The organism is Chryseobacterium sp. SSA4.19 (genome assembly GCF_022601875.1).
GTDB lineage: Bacteria > Bacteroidota > Bacteroidia > Flavobacteriales > Weeksellaceae > Chryseobacterium.
In genome coordinates, this window is sequence record NZ_JAKVIP010000005.1 from 131,749 (window position 1) to 156,186 (window position 24,438).

Here is a 24,438-nt window from a genome sequence, read left to right on the forward strand (position 1 = left end):
CAAAATTCTGTTAAACGTTTAGCAGATCTGCTAAAAATGATGAAGTATACTGCTTCAACCGCATTATTTTAATACACGATTTAAATTTTGTTATTTACAGACTTAAACATTATTAAGCCCATTCTAGATGCGCTTCAAAAAGAGGGTTACGAAAAACCAACCCCTATCCAGGAACAGTCTATTCCTTCTATTTTAGAACACAGGGACGTGTTAGGCACTGCCCAGACAGGAACCGGAAAAACGGCAGCTTTTGCCATTCCGATCCTTCAGAATCTTATGGAAAGAAAGGGACCGAAAAATAATCATATCAAAGCTCTGATCCTCACACCTACCCGTGAGCTGGCCATTCAGATCGAAGAAAGCTTCAATGCTTATGGTAAAAACCTGCCATTGAAAAAACTGGTAGTTTTTGGCGGTGTAAAACAGGGAAGTCAGGAAATAGCTTTAAAAAAAGGAGTTGATATTCTGGTAGCCACTCCGGGCAGATTACTGGATTTTATTGCTCAGGGAATTATCAGTTTAAAAAATCTTGAAATTTTCGTACTGGATGAAGCCGACAGAATGCTGGACATGGGATTTGTGCATGATGTAAAGCGAATTATTAAGCTTCTTCCTCCAAAAAGGCAGACCCTTTTCTTCTCTGCCACTATGCCAACTGAAATTCAGAAACTGGCCGATTCTATTTTAAATAATCCCATTAAAGTATCTGTTACGCCGATTTCTTCGACTGCAGAAACCATTAAACAGGCTGTTTATTTTGTAGATAAAGAAAATAAGCTTGAACTCTTAACCCATATTTTACAGAATACCATTTCAGATTCTGTTCTGGTATTTTCAAGGACGAAACATGGTGCCGATAAAATTGCCAGGAAATTACAGTCGAATAACATTTCAGCTGAAGCGATCCATGGAAACAAATCCCAAAATGCAAGGCAGAATGCTTTAAATAATTTTAAATCAGGAAAAACGCGTATTTTGGTAGCTACAGACATTGCAGCCAGAGGTATTGATATCGATGAACTGAAATATGTGGTCAATTATGAACTTTCAGATGTTGCCGAAACATATGTTCACAGAATCGGAAGAACGGGGCGTGCAGGAGCAGAAGGAAGTTCTATTTCATTTGTAGACGGGCTGGATTTGCTTAATCTTCGCGATACCGAAAAACTAATCGGGATGAAAATTCCGGTTGAGAAAAACCATCCGTTTCATACAGACAGCCTGGTTGTGGAAAAAAGAGATTCCAATAATAAACCTTTTACACCAAGACCAAAGCCTGCAGGCCAGCAAAAGTCTGATCACAGTAAAAAGCCAAAAAATAAGAGTAATTTCTTTAGAAAAAAATAAGATTAAAGCCTTCCGTATCGGGAGGCTTTGTTTTTTATTGGTTGATTATTCTTTAAGTCTGTAAACAGTAACAGAATCATACATAGGCTGCCAGGTTTTCACCGGATTGTCAAAGGATTTTAATTTAACCAAATCCTTTTGATCTTCAAGGCTGTCCGCAACTTTTTTATCCAATGTATTTTTTATGTAAAACAGATTATTTTCTTTAGTGTCATTTACACTGATTCCCATAAAATTCTGGCTCCTGTCATGTACCTTAAAGGAAGTGGGGAAAAGTAAGAATTTAATATCTTTCTGTTTAAAAAATTCTTTAAAACGAACGGAATTCAGTTCATTAAAAAAATCAGTATTTGCTACAAGGCCATCCGCAGGTATAATATTAAATTCTGAATAATAGGCAAATTTTCCGGGAAAATCATATACATATATTCTTGATCTTTCCTGCACTATTCTATTGAGCTGCTGTATGGTTTCAATGACTGAATCATCAGCCTTTTTTTCAAACTTTGAGTGAACTGCAAAAACGTTGTTCTGAAGACTAAGGCTTGTAGTTAACTTTAGAAATCCTACAAAACATACGAATAGAACAAAAAATACTGCTGCTATCTTAGAGAAATAAACGTTTCTTAAAATTTTTAAATTTAATTTTCCAATCATATCGTGTATGAAAAAACCACAAAAGACCAGCTGAGATACAAAATACCACTGCCCGATTTCCGACTGAAAAAATAAATTGTAAAGCAACTGTATAAGACTGCCGGTTAACAGCAAAAGTTTGATTGTTCTGAATCTTGTATTCCTGTAAAAACTTAAAAAAATAAAATATAAGAAACCTCCAGCAATAAAAACTTCCTGAAATACCTTAATTTTTATATCATCCTGGATCAATGGGAAAGAACTTTTTATTTTTCCACTGATTGGAACCAAATTTCCAAAAATATACTCATTTGAAACTAAATAAGGTACACTCAAAATAGAAAAGCCGGTAATCATTTTCATCAGATTAAGAACATTCCAGCTTTTCTGCTTCCAGAAATAAAAACCGAAAGGGATGATTATAAAAATATGATCCAATCTGGCCAGAAATACCAGACTGCAGATGATTCCGAAAATAAAATCATTTGTGAAATTTTTAATCAGAAAGCAGATCAGCAATGCAATGGTAAAGAATGCCAGGTGCGCTTCTGTTAAATAAAGCGTTCCTAAACTGAAAAACATAAGACAATAAAATGCCAACGCACACATTTTCCCAAAACCATCATTAAAAATAGTCTTTTCCAAAAGCCTGAAGCCAAAAAAAACCAAAAGAACCTGAAATAACCAAATAAGATTTAAAGAAAACGTTTTTCCAAAAGGATTTATAATTTCTGCCAGTGTACAAAAAACCATCCATAAAGGATGAAATCCGTTTGTAAGATATAAATTGTTAAAACCCATAAAGCCATGAGAAACCAGATTATGAGCAATCTGCGGATAAAAAAAACCATCATCTGCAGGAAATTTAGAAGGATTTCCTAAAAAAAACACAGAAGATAAAAACAGCAAATAATGGAAATTCTCTTTTAATAATTTCATGATACTGAGTTAAACATGCTTTTCGCATTTTCAGTGGTAATCCTGTCAATCTCAACAAAATCTTTGTTATAAATATTAACCAGCTTTCCGGCTACCAGGTCAAGGTATGAACTTTCATTCCTTTTTCCCCGATGTGGAACCGGAGCCAGATAAGGAGAATCTGTTTCCAATACAATTTTATCTAATGGAATTTCATTTAAAAACTGATCAATTTTTCCGTTTTTAAAAGTGACTACCCCACCAATTCCCAGAATGAAATTTAGGTCAATCGCATGTTTCGCCTGCTCAAGGTTTCCGGAAAAGCAATGAAAAATCCCTCTCAGTTTGGGATGTTTTTTCCTTTCCAGAACTTCGAAAGTCTCATCAAAGCTTTCTCTGGTATGGATTACAATCGGCAGGTCTTTTTCAATGGCCCAATCAATTTGCTGTTCGAAGGCTTTTATCTGAATATCCAGTGTTGTTTTATCCCAATATAAATCAATCCCGATCTCTCCGATGGCAGGAAATGATTTCTGATCAAGATAACCCCTGACCATTTGAAGTTCTTCTTCCCAGCTTTCCGGTTTTACATAACAAGGATGTAATCCCATCATAGAAAAAATATGCCCCGGATATTCTGCTTCCAGCTGCAGCATTTTCTTATGAGACCCGGAATCAATAGCAGGAAGATAGAATTCTGTAATTCCTTTGTCTAAAGCTCTCTGAATGGCTTCTTTTCTGTCTTCATCAAATTCTTCTGCGTATAGATGTGTATGTGTATCAATCATTTTTCTTAGTATTTCAATAGATCTTCATAAGGGTTTTCAAGTCCCAGCAATAATCCGAAAGCGGATTCTGTTTTTATTCCCTGTTTTTTAAGTTCTATTATTTTCTGTTTAAATTCTTCACCTTTTTCCTGTAATATTTTGTATTCAGCAATCATGTGAAGATAGGCATTCTGCTGTGTTGTAGGCTTATTCTGTCCAAAAATCTCAATCGGAAACCCCTCCAGCATAAAATTTAAAGTCATGCATTTTTCCCCGTTGATAATGGGATATTCAACGTCAACATCGTAAGGAATGAACCTACTGAACATTAAATCATCCAGAAAGTCTTCTTCCAATCTTAAATCAACCTCAAAAATAAGATCCAGATCACTTCCTTCTATATCTATTTCAATAGGAACGGTACCTGCTAAAATAGGCACATACTCTTTTAATTTCTCAAAAAAGCGATGCTTTGTAAGAAGTTCGTAAACCCTTTTCTGTTTTTCATTCCCCCTTTTCAGATAATCAATGGTCGTAAAATCAATCATCCGGAAATATCTTATGCTTTACTTTCTGCCGCTGATGTTCAATTCTCTGATTGAGCTTTTCCCTGAATTCAATATATTTAGGATCTTTTTCATCATCAGTCCTGTGCTGTAAAGCTTTATTAATTTTAAAGTTCTCTTTAATAAATTCTTTTACTTGCTCTGAAAAATAAGCATTTCCGAACTGATCAAAAATATAGCGCACTGCCTGACTGTTGGGATGAATCAGATCTTCATTGTAAAAACGGTAATCGCGCAGATCATCCATTACTATTTCATACACCGGAAGGTAATGGCAGTTTTCAAACTGTGGAATCATTTCATGGATAGCGGTTATCAGCTTTGCCTTACTGAGCTGGTTCTCTGCCATTCCATCTTTTGTATGGCGGACGGGTGACACCGTAAACAGGATCTGAACATCATCTTTACAGATATCATCTAAATTCAAAACCGTATTGTAGATAGCATCTGTAATTTCCTGGTGGGTCAGCAGTCTTTTTTCAAAGAATTTCTGCGGAATTTTATGACAGTTGGCCACCAGTTTTCCCTTAGGAAGAAACTCATAAATAAATGAAGTTCCGTACGTGATAATAATCCAGTCCGAATTTTGAAGAAACGAATTTCCTTCTTCAATTTTATTATTAATCTTCGCCAACGTCTGATGGATATAGCGTGTATCAAAACTTGTATGATGATCTAAGGAAAGGTATTCGCCATTAAAGGCAATCAGTTCTTCTTCGGTATAAAACTCAGCATCATGAAGCCTTTTCACGGCATTGCTTATCGAAAAAGGGTTAAACACAGTGCCGAAAGGATTGCTTAACGCCTGCAGCTGCCCGAGATGAAACAGGTCTGACATTTCAGAAGCAAAGCAGGAACCTATTGAAAATATTTTATCTTCAACCTGAATTTTCTTCCGGGATTCTTTAATATTTACTTCGGTCCTGAATTTCATTCACTAAATTTGAAAATTTGAGAATGCGTCAATTTGAAAATTAAACTTTTGCCTTTCATTTTCAAATTTCCAAATTGACCAACTATCAAATTATGATTCTCTTCTCAACAAATAATTAGCCAGTTCTGCAAATGGCTTTTTCTTTTCATCCGGAATATCGATTTTCTGCAGATAGCTCTGCCCGATTTCATTATGCTTTTCAATTAACCTTAATGCCTTTTCATCTACTTTTGTCCTTCTGAAAATCTTTTCTACTCCATATACTTTATCAATATTATCGGTCTTTTTAGAGTACCAGTAATCCAGTTCTTTTCTTTCCTCTTCTGTCGCGTGTTCTTTTGCCATTAAATAGAGAACCGTTTTTTTGTTTTCGTAAATATCCCCGGCATGCTTTTTACCAAACTGTGCCTGGTCTCCGAATACATCCAGATAATCGTCCATGATCTGAAAAGCAATCCCGATATGTTTTCCAAAATTAAAAATCGATTTTGCATCTTTAAAATTAGCCTTGGCAATCATAGCACCAATCTCGAATGAACAGGCGCTCAAAACTCCTGTCTTGTAAGTGATCATTCTGATATAGTCATCAAAAGTAACATTCTCCTGAGTCTCAAAATTAATATCATACTGCTGGCCTTCGCACAGAAGCAAACCTGTATGGGTGAAAATCCTGATGCAGGCCTTGAAAATTTCAGGCTCCAGGTCTTCGAAAAATTTGTAGGCTTTCAGCATCAATCCGTCTCCGGAAAGAATTCCTACATTAATACCGTGTAAAGTATGGATAGTAGGCTTATTTCTCCTTAAAGGAGCTTCATCCATAATATCATCATGGATCAAAGTAAAATTATGGAAGAACTCGATGGCCAAAGCAGGTTTGATTGCCTGTTTCAGTTCACCGCCGAATAAATCACAGGCCATTAATACCATGATCGGCCGAAGACGTTTCCCACCATGTGAAATAATATAGTTCATCGGCTCATACAGCTCGGCCGGTTTGTCTTTAAAAGTATACTTGTTAATGGCATCCGCAACAATCTGCTGATATCTGTCTAAAAATTCCATAAATTAATTCTGTAGTTTACGCAAAAATACGATTTTTAAAGGGTCTGTAAAACAAAAAACTTTGCCCGAAAGACAAAGTTTATCTATTATATAAATGTGTGTTTTTAAGATATAAAAGTAACAACCAGATAAGTAATCCCTGCAACAATGGCTGAGATAGGAATGGTTAATACCCATGCCCAGAGAAGGCTTACGGTAATTCCCCATCGTACGGCAGAAATCCTTTTCGTTAACCCTACTCCAATGATAGAACCTGTAATGGTGTGTGTCGTGGAAACTGGAATCCCAAAGTGATCTGTAATGAACAGAGTAATGGCTCCTGCAGTTTCAGCACTTACCCCTTCAAGTGAAGTTACTTTTGTAATTTTTGTTCCCATCGTTTTGATGATCTTCCAGCCGCCGCTCATGGTTCCCAAGGCAATAGCCACAAAGGAAACCAGAGGAACCCAGATATAATGCTGGGCAAAATAATCAAACCGGTCTGCAGAAGCAACATTCAGATATTCTGCATCCTGAAGCATATTAACGTGATAATAAATCACCGCTGCACCGATAATTCCCATTACTTTTTGGGCATCATTTAAGCCATGTCCCAGACTGAATAACGCGGAAGAAGCCAGCTGCATTCTTTTGAAAGACTTATCTGCCTTGTGTGGGTTGGACCTCTTATAAAGGTGAACAATAATTAATGTAATGATAATCGAGATAATCATCCCTATGATCGGAGCCATGAAAATGAACAGGAAAATAGGAATTACTTTATCAAACTTCACAACACTTTGAGTCATCACCTGTTCAAAAGCTTCCTTACAAGTATCCCAGGCACCTAACCCGGGCTGAGCAGCTGCCACATCATGATAATCCATCATAAAGGCGTGCATCAGGGCTGCACCCAAGAACCCTCCTATCAGCGTATGGGATGACGAAGAAGGAATACCAAACCACCAGGTTAAAAGATTCCAGGCAATTGCCGCAACCAGCCCGGAAAATATGACTTCCAGGGTAATAAAATTCTCATTGACGGTCTTGGCAATTGTGTTACCGATTTTAAATTCACCGATGATATACGCAGCGATAAAAAAAGCCGCAAAATTCCAGAGCGCTGCCCACAAAACAGCCTGGAACGGAGTTAAAACTTTTGTGGAAACAATAGTCGCAATTGAATTGGCCGCATCATGGAAACCATTAATGTAATCGAAGATTAAAGCCAGCGCAATAATAACTATAAGTAAAATAGGAAATTCCATTGTTTAATTATAATTATTAATTAAGCGTATTTGATCATTATATTCTCGATGGTATTAGCCACGTCTTCAGCTTTGTCAGTGACTACTTCAAGATAGTTAAGTACGGATGAAACTTTGATAATATTGATGGCGTCATTGGTTTCAAACAATTCCACCATTGAATTGGAAAGAAGATCGTCTGCAATGTTTTCAATAGAATTTACTTTGATACAGGCTTCTTTTACCTGCTCCATGTTTTTAAACCCTTTCAGGTTCTTCATTGCATTCTGGATTTCAAGACATGCTTTGTGGATCAGTAAAGAAAAATCCGAATAAGCCTTCATCTCAGGCGATTTGTATAAGAAAATATATTTTGTGGATGCATAAATATAATCAGCAATATCATCTAATCCTGTTGCCAGCGTGTGGATATCTTCCCTGTCAAAAGGAGTAATAAAATTTTTACCAAGCTCTACGAAGATTTCGTGGGTCAACTCATCATTTTTGTGCTCATAGTCACTCATCTTTTTCAACATAGAATCATCATTAAGATCGAAGTCTTTGATTCCGGTGTTAAACTCTTCAGACATTGCAACCAGGTTTTCAGTTACTTTTTCAAAAAGCACAAAGAAGATTTTATCTTTGGGTTGAAAAGCGTGGAAAATATTACCAATTCCCATTTTTAAGTATTTATAATTTCGTGTGCAAATTTCTTAAAAAAGTGCCTTACCAAAAAGCATATAACATTAAGTTTTGTTAACATTGATTTCACCTCTCATTACGGCATAAAAAAACCGGCACTAAAGCCGGTTTATATCATTGAAATGAGTTTAGTTAGCTTCTTCAGCCCTCATATCTTTTCCTCTGAATTTCATTGAAGAAATATTGCTTAAAAGATCTCCTTTGAACGATTTTTCAATCTCAAAGAAAGAAAATTTCTCCAATATTTCTATATCTCCGATTTCCGCTCTCTTTTTGCTCTTTCCTGTTGAAGTTGCTTTATTGATGATATCCAGAACATCGAGCTTTTTCAACTGGTCTTTTTTACCTAGGTTAAAGAAAAACCGAACCATATTTTCATTGCTTTTCCTAGGTTTTCCTCCGCGTTCTCTTCTCTCGCCGTTTCTTTCACCTCTGTCGCGGTCTCTTCCTCTGTCACGGTCTCTGCGGTCGCCTCTTCCTCCTTCGTCTCTGCTGCTCAGTTTCTGTTCTATTACATCATGTCTGTCTTTATAATACAGGGCAAGATCTTTCAACTGGAACTGAAGAAGCTTGTGGGCAAGCTCTTCCTTTGTAAACGCTGATAAATCAGGAATTAAAGAATCATCGAACTCAAAGAAATCTTCGTGTATCTCAAAAAGGCTTTCAAAAACACCTCCAACCTGGGCTTTTATGATTTCCTCTCCCGTAGGAATTTTTCCCTCGTTGATATCAATCTTGGTTACAGCCTTGATCTGCTTCAGTTTTCTGCTTTCTTCAGGTTTAATCAAAGAAATTGAAACACCGTCTTTCCCTGCTCTACCGGTTCTCCCGCTTCGGTGAACGAAAACTTCAGGATCATCCGGCAAAGAATAATGAACCACGTGAGTCAGTGAATTCACATCAAGTCCTCTTGCTGCAACATCGGTTGCTACAAGGATATCAATGTTCTTCAACCTGAACTTCTTCATTACCGTATCTCTTTGTGCCTGAGAAAGGTCGCCATGAAGCGCATCTGCGGCATAACCGTTCTGCATTAAGAAATCAGCAACCTCCTGGGTTTCCATTCTGGTTCTGCAGAAGATAATCGAATACTGATTAGGGTTTGCATCGATAAGACGCTTTAACGCTTCTTTTTTCTGACGGTAACCTGCTACATAATATTCATGCTTGATATTCTTCTTAACCTCGTTAATAGAACCTACAGAAATCCTGTGCGGCTTGGTCAGGTAATTTTTAGAAATTCGTTCTACTTCCTTACTCATGGTAGCAGAAAATAAAAATGTCTGCTTTGTTTCAGGAGTTTCGCTTAAAATGGTTTCCAGTTCGTCTTTGAAACCCATGGAAAGCATTTCGTCAGCTTCATCCAATACCAACCAGTGAATCGCTGAAAAATCAAGCGCTTTTCTGTTGATAAGGTCAATAACTCTACCGGGAGTTCCCACAATAATCTGCGGCTTATCCTTAAGAGATCTCATCTGGTCCATAATACTGCTTCCACCATACACTGCTGTCGTTTTGATGTCTTTCATGTATTTGGAATAGTTTTTAATGTCTTTTGTAATCTGAAGACATAATTCCCGTGTCGGACAAAGCACCAAAAATTGGATTTTGCGACTCGTATCGTCAATCATATCCAAAATCGGAAGCGAAAATGCTGCTGTTTTGCCTGTCCCTGTCTGCGCAAGTGCGATCAAATCGCGAATATCTGAAAGAATGAAAGGGATAGTCTGTTTTTGGATTTCTGTCGGGCTTTCGTAACCCAGTTCGCCAATCGCCTTAAGAATATCAGGACTTAAATTGGACTCCGTAAATAAATTCATTAAATATTTTAAAATTTTTGCAAAGATACAACTATTATTTGAATTATGTTTTAACTTTTGTTACAGATATAATAATTTAACGTTCATTTATTATTATTCTTTTATAATTTTTGCATTAAAACTATACTTTTTTTAATATTTATTTAATTAATATTCTTTTTAATCTCTACTTTAGGGTTTTAAAAACTTATTTAAATAATTCTAATGTCTATTGCTGTTAGCAGTTTTTAGGTATCTTTGATATAAAACACCCTTATGCCAGTTTCAATCTCTCATCATGTATTTGATTTCCTTGAAAAACTTACGATGCATAACAACCGTGAATGGTTTACTGAAAATAAGCATCTTTATACAGAAGCCCTGGAAAATATCATTGCTTTCCTGGAAGACCTCATCACCGAAATGTCCGCATTTGATCCGGAGCTGGCAAAAATCGATGCTAAAAAATCTTTGTTCCGCATTTACCGTGATACCCGTTTTTCAAAAGATAAAATTCCGTACAAAACCAATTTCGGTGCTTCTCTCGGGATGGGGAAAGGCAGTCAGAAAGGCGGATATTACCTTCACCTGGAACCCGGAAAATCATTTATTGCCGGAGGGATTTATATGCCGGAAGCTTCTGTTTTACGGGAACTGAGGAAAGAAATCTCGCTGTACGGAAAAGATTTTCTTTCGGTAATAAACAATAAAGATTTCAGGAAATATTTTCCTGAGCTCGACCAGGATGATAAACTGAAAAAAATACCTCAGGGTTTTGAAAAAGATGATCCGATGGCAGAATATCTGAAACTCAAAAGCTTTATTGTTGTTTATGATCTAAAAGACAATGAAATTACGGATAAAAACGCGGTAAGAAACCTGACAGAAATTTTTTCAGCCATGAAGCCATTTAACGACTTTTTAAATGCTTCGCTACTCTAACCATAACTTTACAATCCACAGCTTTTAAAATATTTTTATATAAAATACTGAATTTCAGTATTTTAAAACTATTACGTTTTAACACTAATTTAACATTTTTGCGTATATTTGCCACCTTACAAAAGCATTACGATGTCCCTGTATCAAAGAATTGCTGAAAAACTGCAATACATCAGCCCGGGTTTTTATAAGAGAAGGTTCTTTAAAAGCTTACATGGTCTTAATAAAGAAAATTTTTCTGCAAGAAACGTAGAGCCTGAACTGGTGTGGATTAAAGAATTTCTACCTAAAAATGCCGTCATCTTTGATATTGGTGCCAATGTAGGAGCTTTTTTGTACCAGCTGGAAAACAAGCTGAATCACAAACACATTTATGGTTTCGAACCGAATAAAAAGCTTTATACACGCCTGAAAAGGCTGTTTCCGGGTATGAAGATTCTTCCTTTGGCACTTTCCGATGAAAATACTACCGCTGAATTTAAAGTCCCGATTATTAACGGCAAAATGATTGCTTCGAGAGGAACCCTGAATACCGAATACAAGGAAAAAGGCGAAGAAAAAAGCTATACCGAAAAAGTAAAAGTCATTAAACTTGACGACTGGGCAGCTGCTGAACATCTGCAAAGACTTGATTTCATTAAAATTGATGTGGAAGGAAATGAAATGAAAACCCTTTTCGGAGCAAGAGAAACCATCAGGCAGTTTTCTCCTACGTTAATGGTTGAAATGGAACAGAGACATCACGACACACCGATCTGGAAAGAGATTTCAGAAGTTGAATCCTGGAATTATGATGCCCATTATCTTAACCGCCATACTTTCGAACTTGAAAAGCTAACGGAAGAAATCCTGCTGAGCAATACCAGCGACGAAAAGAATAAGACCGAATACATCAACAACATCATTTTTACCCCTAAAAGCCAATAGAAAGATGAGCGTAGTTGCAAGACAGGGTTTTAAATATTCAGTTATCGGATATATCGGTTTTTTAATAGGAATGATTTCGGCTATTTTCATTGTTCCTATTGATCTTGGGTTCTACGGAACACTCCGTTATATTATGTCGACTGCTGAGATGCTCGTTCCTTTTGTTGTTTTCGGAATTTCATACTCCAATGTGAAGTTCTTCCTAAAAGTAAACGAAGACGGAAAACGGCAGAATATGCTTTCCCTTTCTTTAGCAGCGGTTTTTTTTAATTTTATTATTTTCCTGGTTTTCTTTTTTCTGATCCCCTACATGTATCCGGCATTTAAAAACATGAAAGTCTGGAAGATTAAAGAAACTATTCTTCCACTGATTTTACTGCTTTCTTTCTGTGCTATTTTTAACAAATATATCTTAAATTACAAAAGGATTGTTGTGACCAACATTTTCGATAATCTTTTCCCGAAGATTGCCAATTTAGGAGCATTCCTTATATTCATGTACCTGGGTTCACAGTATGCAGAAACCTCATCAGTACCGGAAAATACTGCATTTATATTCTTTTTCGGAATGTTTGTTCTGATGCTTTTCGGATACATTTATTACGCCAACAGGCTTGAAAAGATAAAATTTGATTTCAGCACAGATTATTTCAGGAAAGACAATTTTTATAAGGAATTTGCAACCTATAGCTTCTTCGGGTTCCTGGGAACATTTGGAAATTATATGGCCATCAACAGCTTTATGATTGGTGAATATCTGGGAATGGAGGAAAACGGAATCTACAGCGTCCTGCTTGCTTTGGTTTCATTAATTTCCATTCCGCAACTCGGGCTTTTCAACATTTCCGCACCGATTATCAGTAAGAACCTGGCAGACGGAGATATGGAAGACCTGGACAGATTTCATAAAAAAACATCACTGACCATTTATTTTTTAGGCGCTGTTCTGTTCTCATGTATTATGGTAGGGTTTCCCTACTTAACGTATTTTATGCCTAAAAACGGAATGATGTTACGAGAATACGAACCTGTAATCTGGATTTGGGGATCTGCTGTCTTGGTTGATTTGGCAACGGGTTTTAACGGGAATATTATTTCACTTTCAAAGTATTACAAATTTAATATCCTGATGATGCTTTTACTCGCAGGATTAACAGTAGGGCTGAATGTATATTTTATTAAGCACACGGAATTAAAACTGATCGGGATTGCTTTATCCACGGCAATTTCCCTGACCCTGTATAATGTGATTAAAATCGCATTCAATTACTTTGTATTTAAAGTTTCACCGTTAAGTATTGAAATGATCTTCGTATCGATCATCTGTACGCTGGCCATAACCGTAGCCATTGTTTTACCGAATTTCAGCAATAATTTCATCAACCTGATGTACAAACCGGCTGTTGTATTACTGTTGATCTTTATCGGGAATTATTTTACGAAAATTTTTCCGCTAGAGGATTATTTAAATAAAAACTTTATTAAAAGTATCTTTAAATTCAAATAGCCGTAAGCTGGTTCAAGACTTTTTCAGTTCTTTTCTGAACAGCTTCTTTAGCATACTTTTCCTGAAAGTCGAATGAAGTATCTTTAAGCATTTTAAATTGCTCCAAGATATCTTTACGTTCAGGAATAATAAAATCTGATGCATACGGATAATTGACAGGAAAAATAGCCGGCTTACCGTATTTTATCGCGTCTCCTACATTTCCGGTCATTTTAGTTCGTCCGTACACTTCCGTCTGACTGAAAAATTCTGTTTCCTGCCGAATCGGGCACCACAGTACATCTGCCTGCTGCATTCTTTTTTCAAAGTCTTGAGGAGATACTCTTTCCGGAAAATAAGTCATGGTAATATTCAATGGCAGGCTTGATGATAATTCCTCCAACTGTTTTAACTCCTTCCCTTTTGCTTTACCCAGGAAAATAAATTCAAGATTTTCATCAGTCCGTAAATTTCTGATGGTATCAAAAATATGATTATAATCCCTTCTCTTTTGTGATACGCCTCCTGGAATAGCAATGACCAATTCCTGTTTCGGCTGATGTTCAAAATTTCCGATATGGAAAACCGGAAGAAACCTTAGGCGGCCGGAAGATAATCCTTCATCGAGTATTAAAAGATTTTTTGCTTTTTTAAACACTTCTGAAGCCTCAGACAATCCTTCTTTCCATAAAAGTTTGATTCTGTATAAAATATCTTCTTTAAATATGCTCTTTATCAGATCTAAACGTGAAGCGTTCATAAAATTGATATTATGAACAATGACTGCAGCATTGTACTTTTTCACAATAGCATGGAAAGTATTAAAGTAACGGTGAACCGTCCCAATAATAACAAGATCATATTTTTTTTTCTTCAGCTGCTCCAAGATCATTGAACTGTCTGATACAAAGGTATTCTGTCCTGAATTACTGATCTGACCTTTAACTTTCTCTGAAACATAATAATCGACTTGAAATTCATCAGAATCCTGCATAATTTCCATAAAGCCCTGCATGATCTCCGCATGGGTATCTATTTCTATGTAGGCAATTTTTTTCAAATGTATATTTTTATTAACGAAAGATTAAAAATAAGCTGCTATTACAAATACAAATTATCTCTGAAAATTACATCTTCAGCCACTTTTTCTTAAGCATGTTCCAGCGCTGCCGGTTAATGATTTTTTGTTCGTCTCCGGAGATTTTTAATTCCAATTGGCGGGACCGGCACTTTTCATATGATTTGATTATTGCAAAAAAGAATGAAGCAGATTTGCTTTTCAGAGCTTCTTTTGATGATGCTATATAAGCCAGCCCTCTGTTTAATCCTAAAAAATAAAAATATCTCCCGTAATATTCTGCAGGTTTTATGGTATAGTCTGCACCCTTTACTTTAATCAGTTTTACATGCAGTTCGGATAAAACCGCTTCTTTCCAGCCCAGATTTTCCAGTAAAATAGAATCGATATTATCCCAGCCCAGAGTTTCACGGATTCCTCCCATCTGAATATAGCTTTCTTTACGATAGGCTTTTACCGGTCCACGGACGTGATGCCTATTTGAATTCCCTTCATATTCCCAGCTTCCATTCTTTTCCACATATAAAAGTCCGCCTACGAGGCCATATTCCGGATGATCTTTAAAGGCTTCAGCTGTTTTTTCCAGATAATTTTCAGGAAGAATGATATCCGCATCAAACTTACAGATGATATCAAACTCATCCATATTTTGAGAATTCAATCCCTTTTTAAAAGCACTGACCACTTTGGATCCCGGCTGATGGGCTGACTTCTGCAGACTGACCGTGCTAAATCGGGAATCGTGGCCGGTGTATTCTTTTATAATGTCTTCCGTTCTGTCCGTAGAACCGTCATTGACCACCACTATTTTAAAATCCTTATGTGTCTGCTGCTGCAAAGAATCCAGTGTCAGCGAAAGATGTACTTCTTCGTTATGCGCAGGAATGATGATTAAAAATTTCAAGACAGATGATCATTAAGAATTGATGAATGATACATAATTACTGACCGATCATCAGTAATTATTTATCATTTAATTTTATTTATCGTGTGGCTTCAGCATATTTCTCGGATCAAGAATTTCGTCCAGCTTATCCTGAGACAGAATGCCTTTTTCCAGGACCAGATCGTAGACACTCTTTCCGGTTTGCAGGGATTCTTTAGCAATTTCCGTAGAATGTTTATAGCCGATGTAAGGATTCAGTGCCGTTACAATACCAATACTGTGTTTCACCATATTAAAGCAGACATCTTTATTTGCAGTGATTCCAACAACACATTTTTCACGTAGCGTATCCAGCGCATTACAAAGAAAATGAATATTTTCCATAATCGCATGGGAAAGAACAGGTTCCATAACATTAAGTTGTAACTGACCTGCTTCTGCCGCGAAAGTTACAGTAAGATCATTCCCAAACACCTTAAAACATACCTGATTAACAACTTCGGGAATAACCGGATTGACTTTACCCGGCATGATTGATGATCCAGGCTGCATAGGCGGAAGGTTAATCTCAAAAAGCCCGGCTCTTGGCCCTGAAGAAAGCAATCTGAGGTCATTGCAGATCTTTGATAATTTCACGGCAAGACGTTTCATGGCTGAAGAGTAAATAACATACGAACCGGTATCAGGAGTCGCTTCTACAAGATTTGGTGCGGAAACCACAGGAAAGCCGGTAATCAGGGCTAAATTTTTAGCGCAAAGAACCGCATAACCTACCGGCGCATTAATGCCGGTTCCAATGGCAGTCGCTCCCATATTGACTTCTACAAAAAGATTGGCATTGTTATTCAGTTTGGAAATATCTTCTTCCAATGTAGCGGCAAATGCTTCAAATTCCTGTCCTAATGTCATTGGGACAGCATCCTGCAGCTGTGTCCTGCCCATTTTTATAATCCCCTGGAATTCTTTTCCTTTTTCCCTGAATGCTTCAACGATTTTTTCCAGTTTTTCAACCAGCGTTGCATTCATCTGAAGCAGTCCCATTTTTATGGCTGTAGGATATGCGTCATTCGTGGATTGTGAAAGATTGATATGATCGTTAGGAGAACAAAATTCATACTGTCCTTTTTCCTTTCCTATTTTTTCTAAAACCCGGTTGGCAATTACTTCATTGGCATTCATATTAATCGAGGTTCCGGCTCCGCCCTGAATCATATCCACCGGGAATTGCTCATGAAGCTCACCGTTGATTAGTTCATCACAGACTTCAGCAATACTGTAGTACAATTTCTCATCCAGAAGACCCAGCTCATAGTTGGTTTTTGCTGCCGCTTTTTTTACGTAAGCCAGTCCTCTGATAAACTGAGGATAAGAAGCCAAAAGCTGTCCCGATATTTTGAAATTATTGATCGCTCTCTGTGTCTGCACCCCATAATAAGCATGAATGGGAACATCCAGTACGCCTAATAAATCACTCTCTTTTCTGAAATTTTCCATTACGGATTTTTTAACTGTTTTTGAAACCTTAAATATAACAAAAACGCATCGGTTTCGATGCGTTTTACGGTATTTATTTTACCGGATATTTTTGTATCAAAGCCTGTAATATGGCAAATGTTTCAGCATCCATAATTCCGTCATAGTTTTGCGGGCGGAAATGGTATTGGAAAGCTTCAATGGTTTTCTTGGTAGCATCATCCCATTTTCCGCTTAAATCCAAAGCATATCCAAATTTCTGCAACTGGGTCTGCACATTGAAAATAAACGCAGGGTCAATATATTTTGTCTGAAAATCCGTAGAGGTTGCCAGGTCATAATAGCCTTGCTTAATGGCGTCATCATACCACATCCCAATCTGATACTCATCGTACAGCTTTTTCCATGGAAACAGAGGGCCCGGATCCTGTTTTCTGGTCGGGGCAATATCAGAATGGGCCAGAATATTGGTAGCAGGAATCTGGTATCTTGTTGTAATATCCTTAACCAAGGCGGCTACTTTTTTTATCTGGGCATCATCAAAAGGAACAAATATTTTTTTTCCGGAAGCATCAGCAGTATAACCCATGTTTACGATTTCAATTCCTATCGATGTATCGTTCAGGTTTTTATCAGCTCTCCAGGCACTGACCCCGGCATGATAAGCCCGTTTGTTTTCATCAACCAACTGATAAATTTCGTTGTCTCCTGTGTTGTTCACCAGGTAATGTGCGCTTACTGCCTGCTGTGAAAGCACGGTAATGGATTTATCGTCCGGCAATGCCGTATAGTGAAGAATAAGATACCGCTGTCTGAAGTTTTGCGCAATAGCCGGGAAATAAGTTTTTACAACCTTGTAACCGACAGGTTTTGCGGAAACGATGGAACCATAACTCGCCGTATTGTCATTCTTTGTAGCATCTGCTATATTGGTCGTAAAAAATTCTACTCCATGCTCAGAGCTGACCTTTGGTTTTGGCTTTTCAACAGGTGTTTTTGTAACTGTTTTCGGCTGCACGGAAGCGGTCCGGGGAATGTACTGTCTTTTCTTGGCATTCTGCTGAGAAGTACATGAAAAAACGAAAGCGCTTAATCCGATGATATATAATGTTTTACGCATTTGCTTATTTTTTTAGTCGTTTATCAGCTCAAAAATACATAAATTTTTCTTGAAAAACATTTGGTAAATAATGAAATCTATTCTATATTTGCACTCGCAATAACGGAACAAAGATCTTTAAAATACAATAATAAATGGAGAGTTGCCTGAGTGGCCGAAAGGACATGTTTGCTAAACATGCGTACTGGAAACGGTACCAAGGGTTCGAATCCCTTACTCTCCGCATTTATTATTCTCGGGGCGTAGCGTAGTCCGGTCATCGCGCCTGGTTTGGGACCAGGAGGTCGCAGGTTCGAATCCTGCCGCCCCGACTGTTTTAGTAGTTTTCTCAAAACTATGTAATGGGTGCGTAGCTCAGCTGGATAGAGCATCTGCCTTCTAAGCAGACGGTCAAAGGTTCGAATCCTTTCGCGCTCACAAAAACCTTACAACTTTTGCTGTGAGGTTTTTTGTTTTTTATACTTCGCTGATAAATAATTATTCATATAACTTTATAATTATTATAATATCCTGATTTTTATAAAAATATATATTGAAATTTCTGTGACATTTTGCGAAATATAAAATAGCCGACTTGCGTCGGTTCTCGCATATTTACTGCTACTATAATTATTCTCTGGTAAAATAAAATGTTTGAGAATCATGAGAAACCTTCAGTGTATCTCTGCTGTTGTCAGAATTGATTTCTTTCTTAAAAATATTTTGATCTTTACTATCTTTCGACAGCTTACCATATTTACTTGATACAATATCGAAATCAAAGCCTTTTAAGTTTGCAAATCTTACAACAATGGCTTTTTTCCGCTCTCCTACGTTAGTTTCAAAGACACCTGCTTTTACAAGAACAGTATCTGACTGATTAAGAACAACAGTATCATAATCATTAAAAAAGGTCTTTTTGCCTCCAACCAATTTGTATTTGATATAGCTTCCGCCAGGACATGCAACCATTAACAAACAAATGAATAGAAAGCAACTGATTTTTAATAATTTTTTCATTTTTACAATTTAATACAATTTCCATTAGTATCTGTAATAGTACATCCTCCAACCTGCTGAAGTTTGTATTCAGCATCAAATTCATTATACCGCATACCTTCATTCTTATACTCCACGTAAGGGTCTTATACCCATAAATGTACATAAAATCCATTGTTCAACGATACCATGCATCTGGAATACAGCCCAACCCTGAGGTTTTGGAATATGGACGTACCTTTGTAGTAATGCTGGTGTATATAAAAGAGCGGGATTCGATCTATTACTGTATTATTAAAAATTGGAATGTTCTATACGGTTCATTTACCAATAAGATTTGAATTTTAGATGTACTGTTCATTATTTAAAACCTATTCCCAATCAATTATCACTCAGTTTTGCATACATTTCCAGACTTATAAACTGGTCGTTTTTCAATTCACAGTCTCTCATTATTCCTTCAAGTTCAAATCCCAGTTGATTGAGTATCTTTTTACTGTTTTCATTTTCTATTTCAACAACAGCTTCAATCCGATGCACCAACATTATTTTAAATGCATGATCACATGCCGCTTTTCCCGCCTCTTTCATAATTCCCAAGCCCCAGAACTCAGGCAACAGCCAATATCCCATTTCAATTTTCCTGTTTTCTTTGTTCCAGTTATTGAATCCGACGGCTCCAAGAAAATTAAAATTATAACGGTCACAAACTGCCCACCAGATACCGGTTTCCTCTTTTTCTATTTTTTCAAACCAATACATCTGCTCCTTTGTTGCTACCAAGCTTTCATAATGCACGCCATAATGTTCAATTACTGAAGGATGGGATAATCCGCAGTACACCGATTCAATATCGTTTGCCTTGAATCTTCTTAATATTAATCTTTCAGTAGTCAGAATAGGGAAACATTTATGTACTATATTTAAACCAGAATTGTCCGGCAATGGTATTATTTTATCACAATGATTATCTTTCATTTTTACAATTTCAATTAAAGTTCTTTATTTAAACGGTCTACAAGTTAGCATTCTTCAATTTCAGTCACCAGATTTTTTTAAATATACTTTTATTTTTTCAAGAGACTTTGTATTTTTAAATATATGCTTACAGAATTTATCTCTTCCTATACAAATAAAAACATTTAGTTGAGATCTTAAAACATCCATAACTAAATAAAAGTTTGCATTTGGCCTTAACAAGCATCTATCACATATAAGTATAACAATCAATATAATACATCTATATAAAGAAATTAATCCTTATCTTTTTTAAAATTATTTCAAAAATTACTTTCATATTTCAAAAAAACATTATATATTTGCACCCACAAAAAACAAGGTAATTCTTGTTACAAGATGACCTCAATCGGGGCGTAGCGTAGTCCGGTCATCGCGCCTGGTTTGGGACCAGGAGGTCGCAGGTTCGAATCCTGCCGCCCCGACTGTTTTAGTAGTTTTCTCAAAACTATGTAATGGGTGCGTAGCTCAGCTGGATAGAGCATCTGCCTTCTAAGCAGACGGTCAAAGGTTCGAATCCTTTCGCGCTCACTAATTAAATAAAGTCTTTACAGAAATGTAAGGATTTTTTTTGTTTTACTCAGGTCTGATCCGGTATTATTAGTAAAAAACGTAAGGAATTTGAAATTATAATATATTTATTTAGAAAATCAATATTAAACCTATTTAAATTATTTAAAAATAAAAAGTTCTGAGATAAGATGGAAATTAGTGTTTGTAAATAAAACTCTAAGATTCTGAAATTATCCAACAAAGATAAAATACCTTATTAAGTATTTTTACGGATTTTTTATGTGTAAATGGTATTCAAATCACCTTCTTCAAATCCAAAAATAATACTACTAAAGCCTCTGTCAAATACCATAAACAATCTAAACACAATAATATGAATACTTATTAAAATATAATAGTCAACATTTTAGTTAATCTGTCATTTTATTAATAGCACCAATAATTACGGGAAAAAAGTCATAAGAGATATAAATTTCTTAGTTTAAAATTATTGTTTCAGTTCTAATTTTTAACATGATTACACTCAATTTTTGTTTATTAAATAGTATCCTTAAGTTTTTACTACATTTGTATACACTCATAACAAAATATTAATATGTATAAAAAACTACTGACTATTTTTATCTTTCTGTTTATCTCACACCTTACTCTTGCACAAAACGAATTCATTACAATATGGAAACCTTCAAATCAAAGTACAAATACGGGAGCAGTATTATCAACCGCTAATCAGATCTGGTTTCCCGGAGTAGGAACAAATTTTAACGTATCCTGGAGTGAAATAGGATATCCTTCTCATACAGGAAACTTTACAGTGACTTCTTCCAATCACTTTCTTATTGATTTCGGTAATCCTCAAAACCCCAATCCGAATGATGCTACCTATGAAGTAAAAATCAGTAATGGCAGCGGAAATTTTAATGCGATAAGATTCCCGGGATTTGCTTTTATTTCACCGAGCCTGCGTATTCCGACCATTACAAGCTACAATGGAGATGTTAAAAAAATTCTCGGTATTACTCAGTGGGGAAATCTACAATGGACTACTATGGAATGGGCCTTTGCCGGATGCACCAATCTTGATGTAACAGCTACCGATGTTCCTGATCTGTCCGGTGTTAATACTTTACAGGCTATGTTCTACAACTGTACTTCATTGATAGGAACTGCAAGTTTCGGCGCATGGGATACATCATCCATTACTAACATGAGCCATATGTTTGCCAGTGCCGGAGACTTTAACCAACCCATTGCCAACTGGAATACTTCACAGGTAACCAATATGGACTGGATGTTCCATTATCTTCCGAAGTTTAACCAGCCAATAGGAAACTGGGACACTTCAGAAGTAACCAGCATGATGCATATGCTGCACATCTGTACAAAATTCAATCAGGACTTAAGCAATTGGGACACTTCAAATGTCACGGATATGCGCTCTTTACTTGATGAAGCGCACGATTTCAATCACAGCCTGGCCGCATGGAACCTGGGTTCTCTTTCTCAGGCAAATGCCATGATTGCAGATTCCGGAATTGACTGTGCCAATTATGACAACACCTTAATCGGATGGGCAAATAATCCGGCTACTCCTTCAGGAATTAATTTAGGAATTACTTCCCCTCTTAGTTATAGCTCTCCAACGGCAGTAACCGCCAGAACCTACTTGTTAAGCAATAAAGGATGGATTATTACAGGAGACCTTTATAATGTAGAATGCCGTTCATCATTATCAGCTTCAGAAACTGCAATCGGAAATACCATCACTGTTTATCCTAATCCTGCATCCGAATTTTTATATATTAAAAATGTAAAGGGATTAAATACCTATAAAATTGTCGATTTCAGCGGCAGGATCATTATTGAGAACCCTTTAATTGAGGAAAGGATTGATATAGGCCATCTTACGAAAGGAAATTATATTTTACAGATTACAGGTAAAGAAAAAACACAGAATTTTAAATTCATTAAAAAGTAATACAGAAAGCCTCACATTGATTTGTGAGGCTTTTATTTGATAAATAGTGAATTTGCTGCTTACTTTTCAAAGAAAAAACAATGTTTAATAACGTATTACTGATCAAACTGATTAGGATGCAGGGCTTTAATATCATTCACTGTTTCTAAAACTTTATCTTTCAGGGAATCCTGATATTTCTGAAGATTTTCTGCCACGGATTTATCTGCAATTCCTACTATTTTTGCAGCTAAAATTCCTGCGTTCAGAGCACCGTGTAAAGCAACTGTAGCTACCGGAATTCCGCCCGGCATTTGCAGAATAGACAATATAGAATCCCAGCCGTCAATAGAATTGCTTGATAAAATCGGAACACCGATAACCGGTAATGTGGTACAGCTTGCCACCATTCCCGGAAGATGTGCCGCTCCTCCTGCTCCCGCCACAATAACTTTCAGGCCTCTCTCTTTTGCTGTTTTTGCATAATCAAACATCCTTTCGGGAGTCCTGTGCGCCGAAACTACAGTCAGCTCATAAGGAATATTCAGTGATTTCAAAAAATTTGCTGCCTGTTCCATAATCGGTAAGTCACTTTGACTTCCCATAATGATTCCTACCATTTTCAATTTTATTAGGATTCAAATATAATTAAAATTAAACTTCTTAAAAAGAAGCCTAATCTATTCTTATGATACCACAAAGACCGTTAAATTTTGTTAAATGACTTATACTCTGTATTTTTCTGTGTAATATTGATATTACAAACATAAAATTTTAAGACAATGAAAAATTTGAAAAAACTTCAGAAAAAAGATTTGAAAAAAATCACAGGCGGTATTAACTGTCCGGGTGGTAATATCTGTTACCGAAACGGTAAACCGTATTGCGCGGCATATGACGGTTGCGGCGGCGGTAATCAGCCTTAGAAATTGAGAGTACATTTATATGTACTCTTTTTTTGTCAATAAATTTTCATGTTGCTGCTCTTTTCATTTTCAAAAACGATAAATCAACTGCTACTCATTCCATATTCTTTTAGAATAGAATATCTTTGTGCCTCATTTTATATCTGCCTTGAAGAATTACAAACTCACTTTCGCCGTTCTTACTGTTGCCATTGTATGGGGAACTACTTTTTTAGCCATCCGTATTGCAGTAGAAAGCATTCCGGCCTGGTTTGTAGCAGGAATCCGTCAGTTTTTAGCAGCGATGATTATGTTGGTCATTCTATTCTATCGTAAAGAATTTAAATGGATCGGCTGGAAAAATCTTGGATATCAGATTATTTTTTCCTCACTCATGCTGATCGTGGCCAACGGCATGACCACATTAGCAGAGGAATCCGTCACCAGCAGCCTGACTTCACTGATCAGCGCCTGCTCTCCTATCGTTGTTTTTCTGGGTAGTGTGGCAATCGGATTGCAGAAGTTCAGCTTCAGGACATTGATGGGCGTCCTATTGTGTTTCAGCGGTATTATCTTTATCTTCTGGGACGGAATTGATGATCTTGAGAACCCTGAATATGCCATGGGTGTTTTCATGCTGTTTATCGCAATTGCCGGCTGGGCATCAGGAACTATTTTTACAAAGAAAATGAACATCCAGAGTAAAAATATCTCTTTAAATCTTTTTTACCAGTTTGCTTTTGCCGGAATTATACAGCTCATGTTTGCCCTGCTTTTCACAGAACATTACAATTTCGACAATTGGAGTGTAAAAAGCATATCTGCCATGATCTATTTGTCGGTTTTCGGTTCTGTAGCTGCTTTTTTTGCCTATCATTATGCGCTGACAAAAGTTTCTCCGGTTCAGGTTTCCATTCTGGCCTATGTGAATACGGTTATTTCTATTTTCTTAAGCTGGCTGATTCTGAATGAGGAAATTAGCGTTACATTTATTCTGGCCGCGTTTCTGATTATTCTGGGCGTTTTTGTGATTAACTATAACCGCGAAATGTTTAAGAGACAAAGGATCCGTAATTCTTAGGCTGTTTTTAGCATCGATCTTTAGCAGATTACATGGGCATATATTTTGACATCTTCAGGATGATAAACCCATTGGAGCGTTTTCATATTCCCTCATTTTTTCTTATCTTGTTTGTGCC

22 protein-coding genes and 5 tRNA genes are annotated in these 24,438 nt (G+C 36.6%); 12 read left to right on the forward strand and 15 right to left on the reverse strand.

Annotated features, from left to right (window positions below):
* Positions 1 to 87: 87 nt before the first annotated feature.
* Positions 88 to 1,347: a DEAD/DEAH box helicase gene (locus MKJ01_RS05010; protein ID WP_241612249.1), complete on the forward strand. Its 1,260-nt coding sequence runs from the start codon at positions 88 to 90 to the stop codon at positions 1,345 to 1,347.
* A 45-nt stretch (positions 1,348 to 1,392) separates the two neighbouring features.
* Here MKJ01_RS05010 and MKJ01_RS05015 read toward each other — a convergent pair whose 3' ends face one another.
* From MKJ01_RS05015 to MKJ01_RS05050, 8 genes are all read right to left on the reverse strand, one after another.
* Positions 1,393 to 2,922, reverse strand: a complete 1,530-nt coding sequence (locus tag MKJ01_RS05015) for a hypothetical protein (protein ID WP_241612250.1) — start codon at positions 2,920 to 2,922, stop codon at positions 1,393 to 1,395.
* Entirely contained in the window at positions 2,919 to 3,689 is a 771-nt protein-coding gene (locus MKJ01_RS05020) for a TatD family hydrolase (protein WP_241612251.1), read from the reverse strand. Before MKJ01_RS05020 ends, MKJ01_RS05015 begins: the two co-directional genes overlap by 4 nt.
* A 5-nt stretch (positions 3,690 to 3,694) precedes the next feature.
* Entirely contained in the window at positions 3,695 to 4,216 is a 522-nt protein-coding gene (locus MKJ01_RS05025; protein WP_241612252.1) for a DUF4269 domain-containing protein, read from the reverse strand.
* Complete coding sequence (locus tag MKJ01_RS05030; RefSeq protein ID WP_241612253.1) at positions 4,209 to 5,168, reverse strand: GSCFA domain-containing protein; 960 nt, start codon at positions 5,166 to 5,168, stop codon at positions 4,209 to 4,211. Before MKJ01_RS05030 ends, MKJ01_RS05025 begins: the two co-directional genes overlap by 8 nt.
* A gap of 90 nt (positions 5,169 to 5,258) precedes the next feature.
* Positions 5,259 to 6,230 (reverse strand): polyprenyl synthetase family protein, encoded by a 972-nt coding sequence (locus MKJ01_RS05035; RefSeq protein ID WP_241612254.1) that lies wholly within the window; start codon positions 6,228 to 6,230, stop codon positions 5,259 to 5,261.
* 104 nt (positions 6,231 to 6,334) lie between these two features.
* Positions 6,335 to 7,477: an inorganic phosphate transporter gene (locus MKJ01_RS05040; RefSeq protein ID WP_241612255.1), complete on the reverse strand. Its 1,143-nt coding sequence runs from the start codon at positions 7,475 to 7,477 to the stop codon at positions 6,335 to 6,337.
* Between the two features lie 20 nt (positions 7,478 to 7,497).
* The gene (locus MKJ01_RS05045) at positions 7,498 to 8,136 is read right to left on the reverse strand and encodes a DUF47 domain-containing protein (protein WP_027387701.1); all 639 of its coding nucleotides are present in this window, start codon (positions 8,134 to 8,136) and stop codon (positions 7,498 to 7,500) included.
* 150 nt (positions 8,137 to 8,286) lie between these two features.
* On the reverse strand, positions 8,287 to 9,978 hold the full coding sequence (locus tag MKJ01_RS05050) for a DEAD/DEAH box helicase (RefSeq protein WP_241612256.1): 1,692 nt from the start codon (positions 9,976 to 9,978) through the stop codon (positions 8,287 to 8,289).
* A 255-nt stretch (positions 9,979 to 10,233) separates the two neighbouring features.
* Here MKJ01_RS05050 and MKJ01_RS05055 point away from each other — a divergent pair, with 255 nt between their 5' ends.
* The 3 genes from MKJ01_RS05055 (at position 10,234) to MKJ01_RS05065 (ending at position 13,333) form a co-directional block, all read left to right on the forward strand.
* Positions 10,234 to 10,899, forward strand: coding sequence for a DUF2461 domain-containing protein (locus MKJ01_RS05055; RefSeq protein WP_241612258.1), 666 nt, complete (start codon positions 10,234 to 10,236; stop codon positions 10,897 to 10,899).
* Positions 10,900 to 11,031: 132 nt separating this feature from the next.
* Positions 11,032 to 11,826 carry an FkbM family methyltransferase gene (locus MKJ01_RS05060; RefSeq protein WP_241612260.1) on the forward strand — a complete coding sequence of 265 codons (795 nt, stop codon included), beginning with the start codon at positions 11,032 to 11,034 and terminating at the stop codon, positions 11,824 to 11,826.
* A gap of 4 nt (positions 11,827 to 11,830) precedes the next feature.
* Entirely contained in the window at positions 11,831 to 13,333 is a 1,503-nt protein-coding gene (locus MKJ01_RS05065; RefSeq protein ID WP_241612263.1) for a lipopolysaccharide biosynthesis protein, read from the forward strand.
* Here the strand turns inward: MKJ01_RS05065 and MKJ01_RS05070 are convergent.
* From MKJ01_RS05070 to MKJ01_RS05085, 4 genes are all read right to left on the reverse strand, one after another.
* The gene (locus tag MKJ01_RS05070) at positions 13,326 to 14,372 is read right to left on the reverse strand and encodes a hypothetical protein (protein ID WP_241612264.1); all 1,047 of its coding nucleotides are present in this window, start codon (positions 14,370 to 14,372) and stop codon (positions 13,326 to 13,328) included. The genes MKJ01_RS05065 and MKJ01_RS05070 overlap by 8 nt on opposite strands.
* A 67-nt stretch (positions 14,373 to 14,439) precedes the next feature.
* Entirely contained in the window at positions 14,440 to 15,294 is an 855-nt protein-coding gene (locus MKJ01_RS05075; protein WP_241612265.1) for a glycosyltransferase family 2 protein, read from the reverse strand.
* A gap of 75 nt (positions 15,295 to 15,369) precedes the next feature.
* Entirely contained in the window at positions 15,370 to 16,770 is a 1,401-nt protein-coding gene (aspA, locus tag MKJ01_RS05080; protein WP_241612266.1) for an aspartate ammonia-lyase, read from the reverse strand.
* Between the two features lie 73 nt (positions 16,771 to 16,843).
* Positions 16,844 to 17,869 carry an N-acetylmuramoyl-L-alanine amidase gene (locus MKJ01_RS05085; protein WP_241612267.1) on the reverse strand — a complete coding sequence of 342 codons (1,026 nt, stop codon included), beginning with the start codon at positions 17,867 to 17,869 and terminating at the stop codon, positions 16,844 to 16,846.
* 136 nt (positions 17,870 to 18,005) lie between these two features.
* On the opposite strand from MKJ01_RS05085, the gene MKJ01_RS05090 reads away from it, so the two are divergent.
* From MKJ01_RS05090 to MKJ01_RS05100, 3 genes are all read left to right on the forward strand, one after another.
* Positions 18,006 to 18,092 (forward strand) — tRNA-Ser (locus MKJ01_RS05090).
* A gap of 13 nt (positions 18,093 to 18,105) precedes the next feature.
* Positions 18,106 to 18,180: transfer RNA gene (locus tag MKJ01_RS05095), tRNA-Pro, on the forward strand.
* A 32-nt stretch (positions 18,181 to 18,212) separates the two neighbouring features.
* A tRNA-Arg gene (locus MKJ01_RS05100) sits at positions 18,213 to 18,286 on the forward strand.
* Between the two features lie 192 nt (positions 18,287 to 18,478).
* On the opposite strand, the gene MKJ01_RS05105 is transcribed toward MKJ01_RS05100, so the two are convergent.
* Both MKJ01_RS05105 and MKJ01_RS05110 read right to left on the reverse strand, forming a co-directional pair.
* Positions 18,479 to 18,868, reverse strand: a complete 390-nt coding sequence (locus MKJ01_RS05105) for a hypothetical protein (protein ID WP_241612268.1) — start codon at positions 18,866 to 18,868, stop codon at positions 18,479 to 18,481.
* Positions 18,869 to 19,228: 360 nt separating this feature from the next.
* Positions 19,229 to 19,825, reverse strand: a complete 597-nt coding sequence (locus MKJ01_RS05110; protein ID WP_241612269.1) for a GNAT family N-acetyltransferase — start codon at positions 19,823 to 19,825, stop codon at positions 19,229 to 19,231.
* A gap of 389 nt (positions 19,826 to 20,214) precedes the next feature.
* Here MKJ01_RS05110 and MKJ01_RS05115 point away from each other — a divergent pair.
* From MKJ01_RS05115 to MKJ01_RS05125, 3 genes are all read left to right on the forward strand, one after another.
* A tRNA-Pro gene (locus MKJ01_RS05115) sits at positions 20,215 to 20,289 on the forward strand.
* A 32-nt stretch (positions 20,290 to 20,321) separates the two neighbouring features.
* Positions 20,322 to 20,395: transfer RNA gene (locus MKJ01_RS05120), tRNA-Arg, on the forward strand.
* Positions 20,396 to 20,972: 577 nt separating this feature from the next.
* Positions 20,973 to 22,355, forward strand: a complete 1,383-nt coding sequence (locus MKJ01_RS05125; protein WP_241612270.1) for a BspA family leucine-rich repeat surface protein — start codon at positions 20,973 to 20,975, stop codon at positions 22,353 to 22,355.
* 95 nt (positions 22,356 to 22,450) lie between these two features.
* Here the strand turns inward: MKJ01_RS05125 and purE are convergent, their stop codons facing one another.
* Positions 22,451 to 22,954 carry a 5-(carboxyamino)imidazole ribonucleotide mutase gene (gene purE, locus MKJ01_RS05130; protein WP_241612271.1) on the reverse strand — a complete coding sequence of 168 codons (504 nt, stop codon included), beginning with the start codon at positions 22,952 to 22,954 and terminating at the stop codon, positions 22,451 to 22,453.
* A gap of 162 nt (positions 22,955 to 23,116) precedes the next feature.
* Between purE and MKJ01_RS05135 the strand changes: the two genes are divergently transcribed.
* Positions 23,117 to 23,260 carry a bacteriocin gene (locus MKJ01_RS05135; RefSeq protein ID WP_241612272.1) on the forward strand — a complete coding sequence of 48 codons (144 nt, stop codon included), beginning with the start codon at positions 23,117 to 23,119 and terminating at the stop codon, positions 23,258 to 23,260.
* Between the two features lie 148 nt (positions 23,261 to 23,408).
* Positions 23,409 to 24,320 (forward strand): DMT family transporter, encoded by a 912-nt coding sequence (locus MKJ01_RS05140; RefSeq protein ID WP_241632521.1) that lies wholly within the window; start codon positions 23,409 to 23,411, stop codon positions 24,318 to 24,320.
* Positions 24,321 to 24,438: the final 118 nt, after the last annotated feature.

What these genes read in the sequence shown, in the direction of transcription:
- MKJ01_RS05045 (WP_027387701.1), bottom strand. Translation starts at nt 8,136, where the DNA reads ATGGGAATTGGTAATATTTTCCACGCTTTTCAACCCAAAGATAAAATC.
- MKJ01_RS05020 (WP_241612251.1), bottom strand. Translation starts at nt 3,689, where the DNA reads ATGATTGATACACATACACATCTATACGCAGAAGAATTTGATGAAGAC.
- MKJ01_RS05055 (WP_241612258.1), top strand. Translation starts at nt 10,234, where the DNA reads ATGCCAGTTTCAATCTCTCATCATGTATTTGATTTCCTTGAAAAACTT.
- MKJ01_RS05110 (WP_241612269.1), bottom strand. Translation starts at nt 19,825, where the DNA reads ATGAAAGATAATCATTGTGATAAAATAATACCATTGCCGGACAATTCT.
- MKJ01_RS05135 (WP_241612272.1), top strand. Translation starts at nt 23,117, where the DNA reads ATGAAAAATTTGAAAAAACTTCAGAAAAAAGATTTGAAAAAAATCACA.
- aspA (WP_241612266.1), bottom strand. Translation starts at nt 16,770, where the DNA reads ATGGAAAATTTCAGAAAAGAGAGTGATTTATTAGGCGTACTGGATGTT.
- MKJ01_RS05060 (WP_241612260.1), top strand. Translation starts at nt 11,032, where the DNA reads ATGTCCCTGTATCAAAGAATTGCTGAAAAACTGCAATACATCAGCCCG.
- MKJ01_RS05040 (WP_241612255.1), bottom strand. Translation starts at nt 7,477, where the DNA reads ATGGAATTTCCTATTTTACTTATAGTTATTATTGCGCTGGCTTTAATC.
- MKJ01_RS05015 (WP_241612250.1), bottom strand. Translation starts at nt 2,922, where the DNA reads ATGAAATTATTAAAAGAGAATTTCCATTATTTGCTGTTTTTATCTTCT.
- MKJ01_RS05025 (WP_241612252.1), bottom strand. Translation starts at nt 4,216, where the DNA reads ATGATTGATTTTACGACCATTGATTATCTGAAAAGGGGGAATGAAAAA.
- MKJ01_RS05050 (WP_241612256.1), bottom strand. Translation starts at nt 9,978, where the DNA reads ATGAATTTATTTACGGAGTCCAATTTAAGTCCTGATATTCTTAAGGCG.
- purE (WP_241612271.1), bottom strand. Translation starts at nt 22,954, where the DNA reads ATGGTAGGAATCATTATGGGAAGTCAAAGTGACTTACCGATTATGGAA.
- MKJ01_RS05125 (WP_241612270.1), top strand. Translation starts at nt 20,973, where the DNA reads ATGTATAAAAAACTACTGACTATTTTTATCTTTCTGTTTATCTCACAC.
- MKJ01_RS05035 (WP_241612254.1), bottom strand. Translation starts at nt 6,230, where the DNA reads ATGGAATTTTTAGACAGATATCAGCAGATTGTTGCGGATGCCATTAAC.
- MKJ01_RS05030 (WP_241612253.1), bottom strand. Translation starts at nt 5,168, where the DNA reads ATGAAATTCAGGACCGAAGTAAATATTAAAGAATCCCGGAAGAAAATT.
- MKJ01_RS05065 (WP_241612263.1), top strand. Translation starts at nt 11,831, where the DNA reads ATGAGCGTAGTTGCAAGACAGGGTTTTAAATATTCAGTTATCGGATAT.
- MKJ01_RS05105 (WP_241612268.1), bottom strand. Translation starts at nt 18,868, where the DNA reads ATGAAAAAATTATTAAAAATCAGTTGCTTTCTATTCATTTGTTTGTTA.
- MKJ01_RS05085 (WP_241612267.1), bottom strand. Translation starts at nt 17,869, where the DNA reads ATGCGTAAAACATTATATATCATCGGATTAAGCGCTTTCGTTTTTTCA.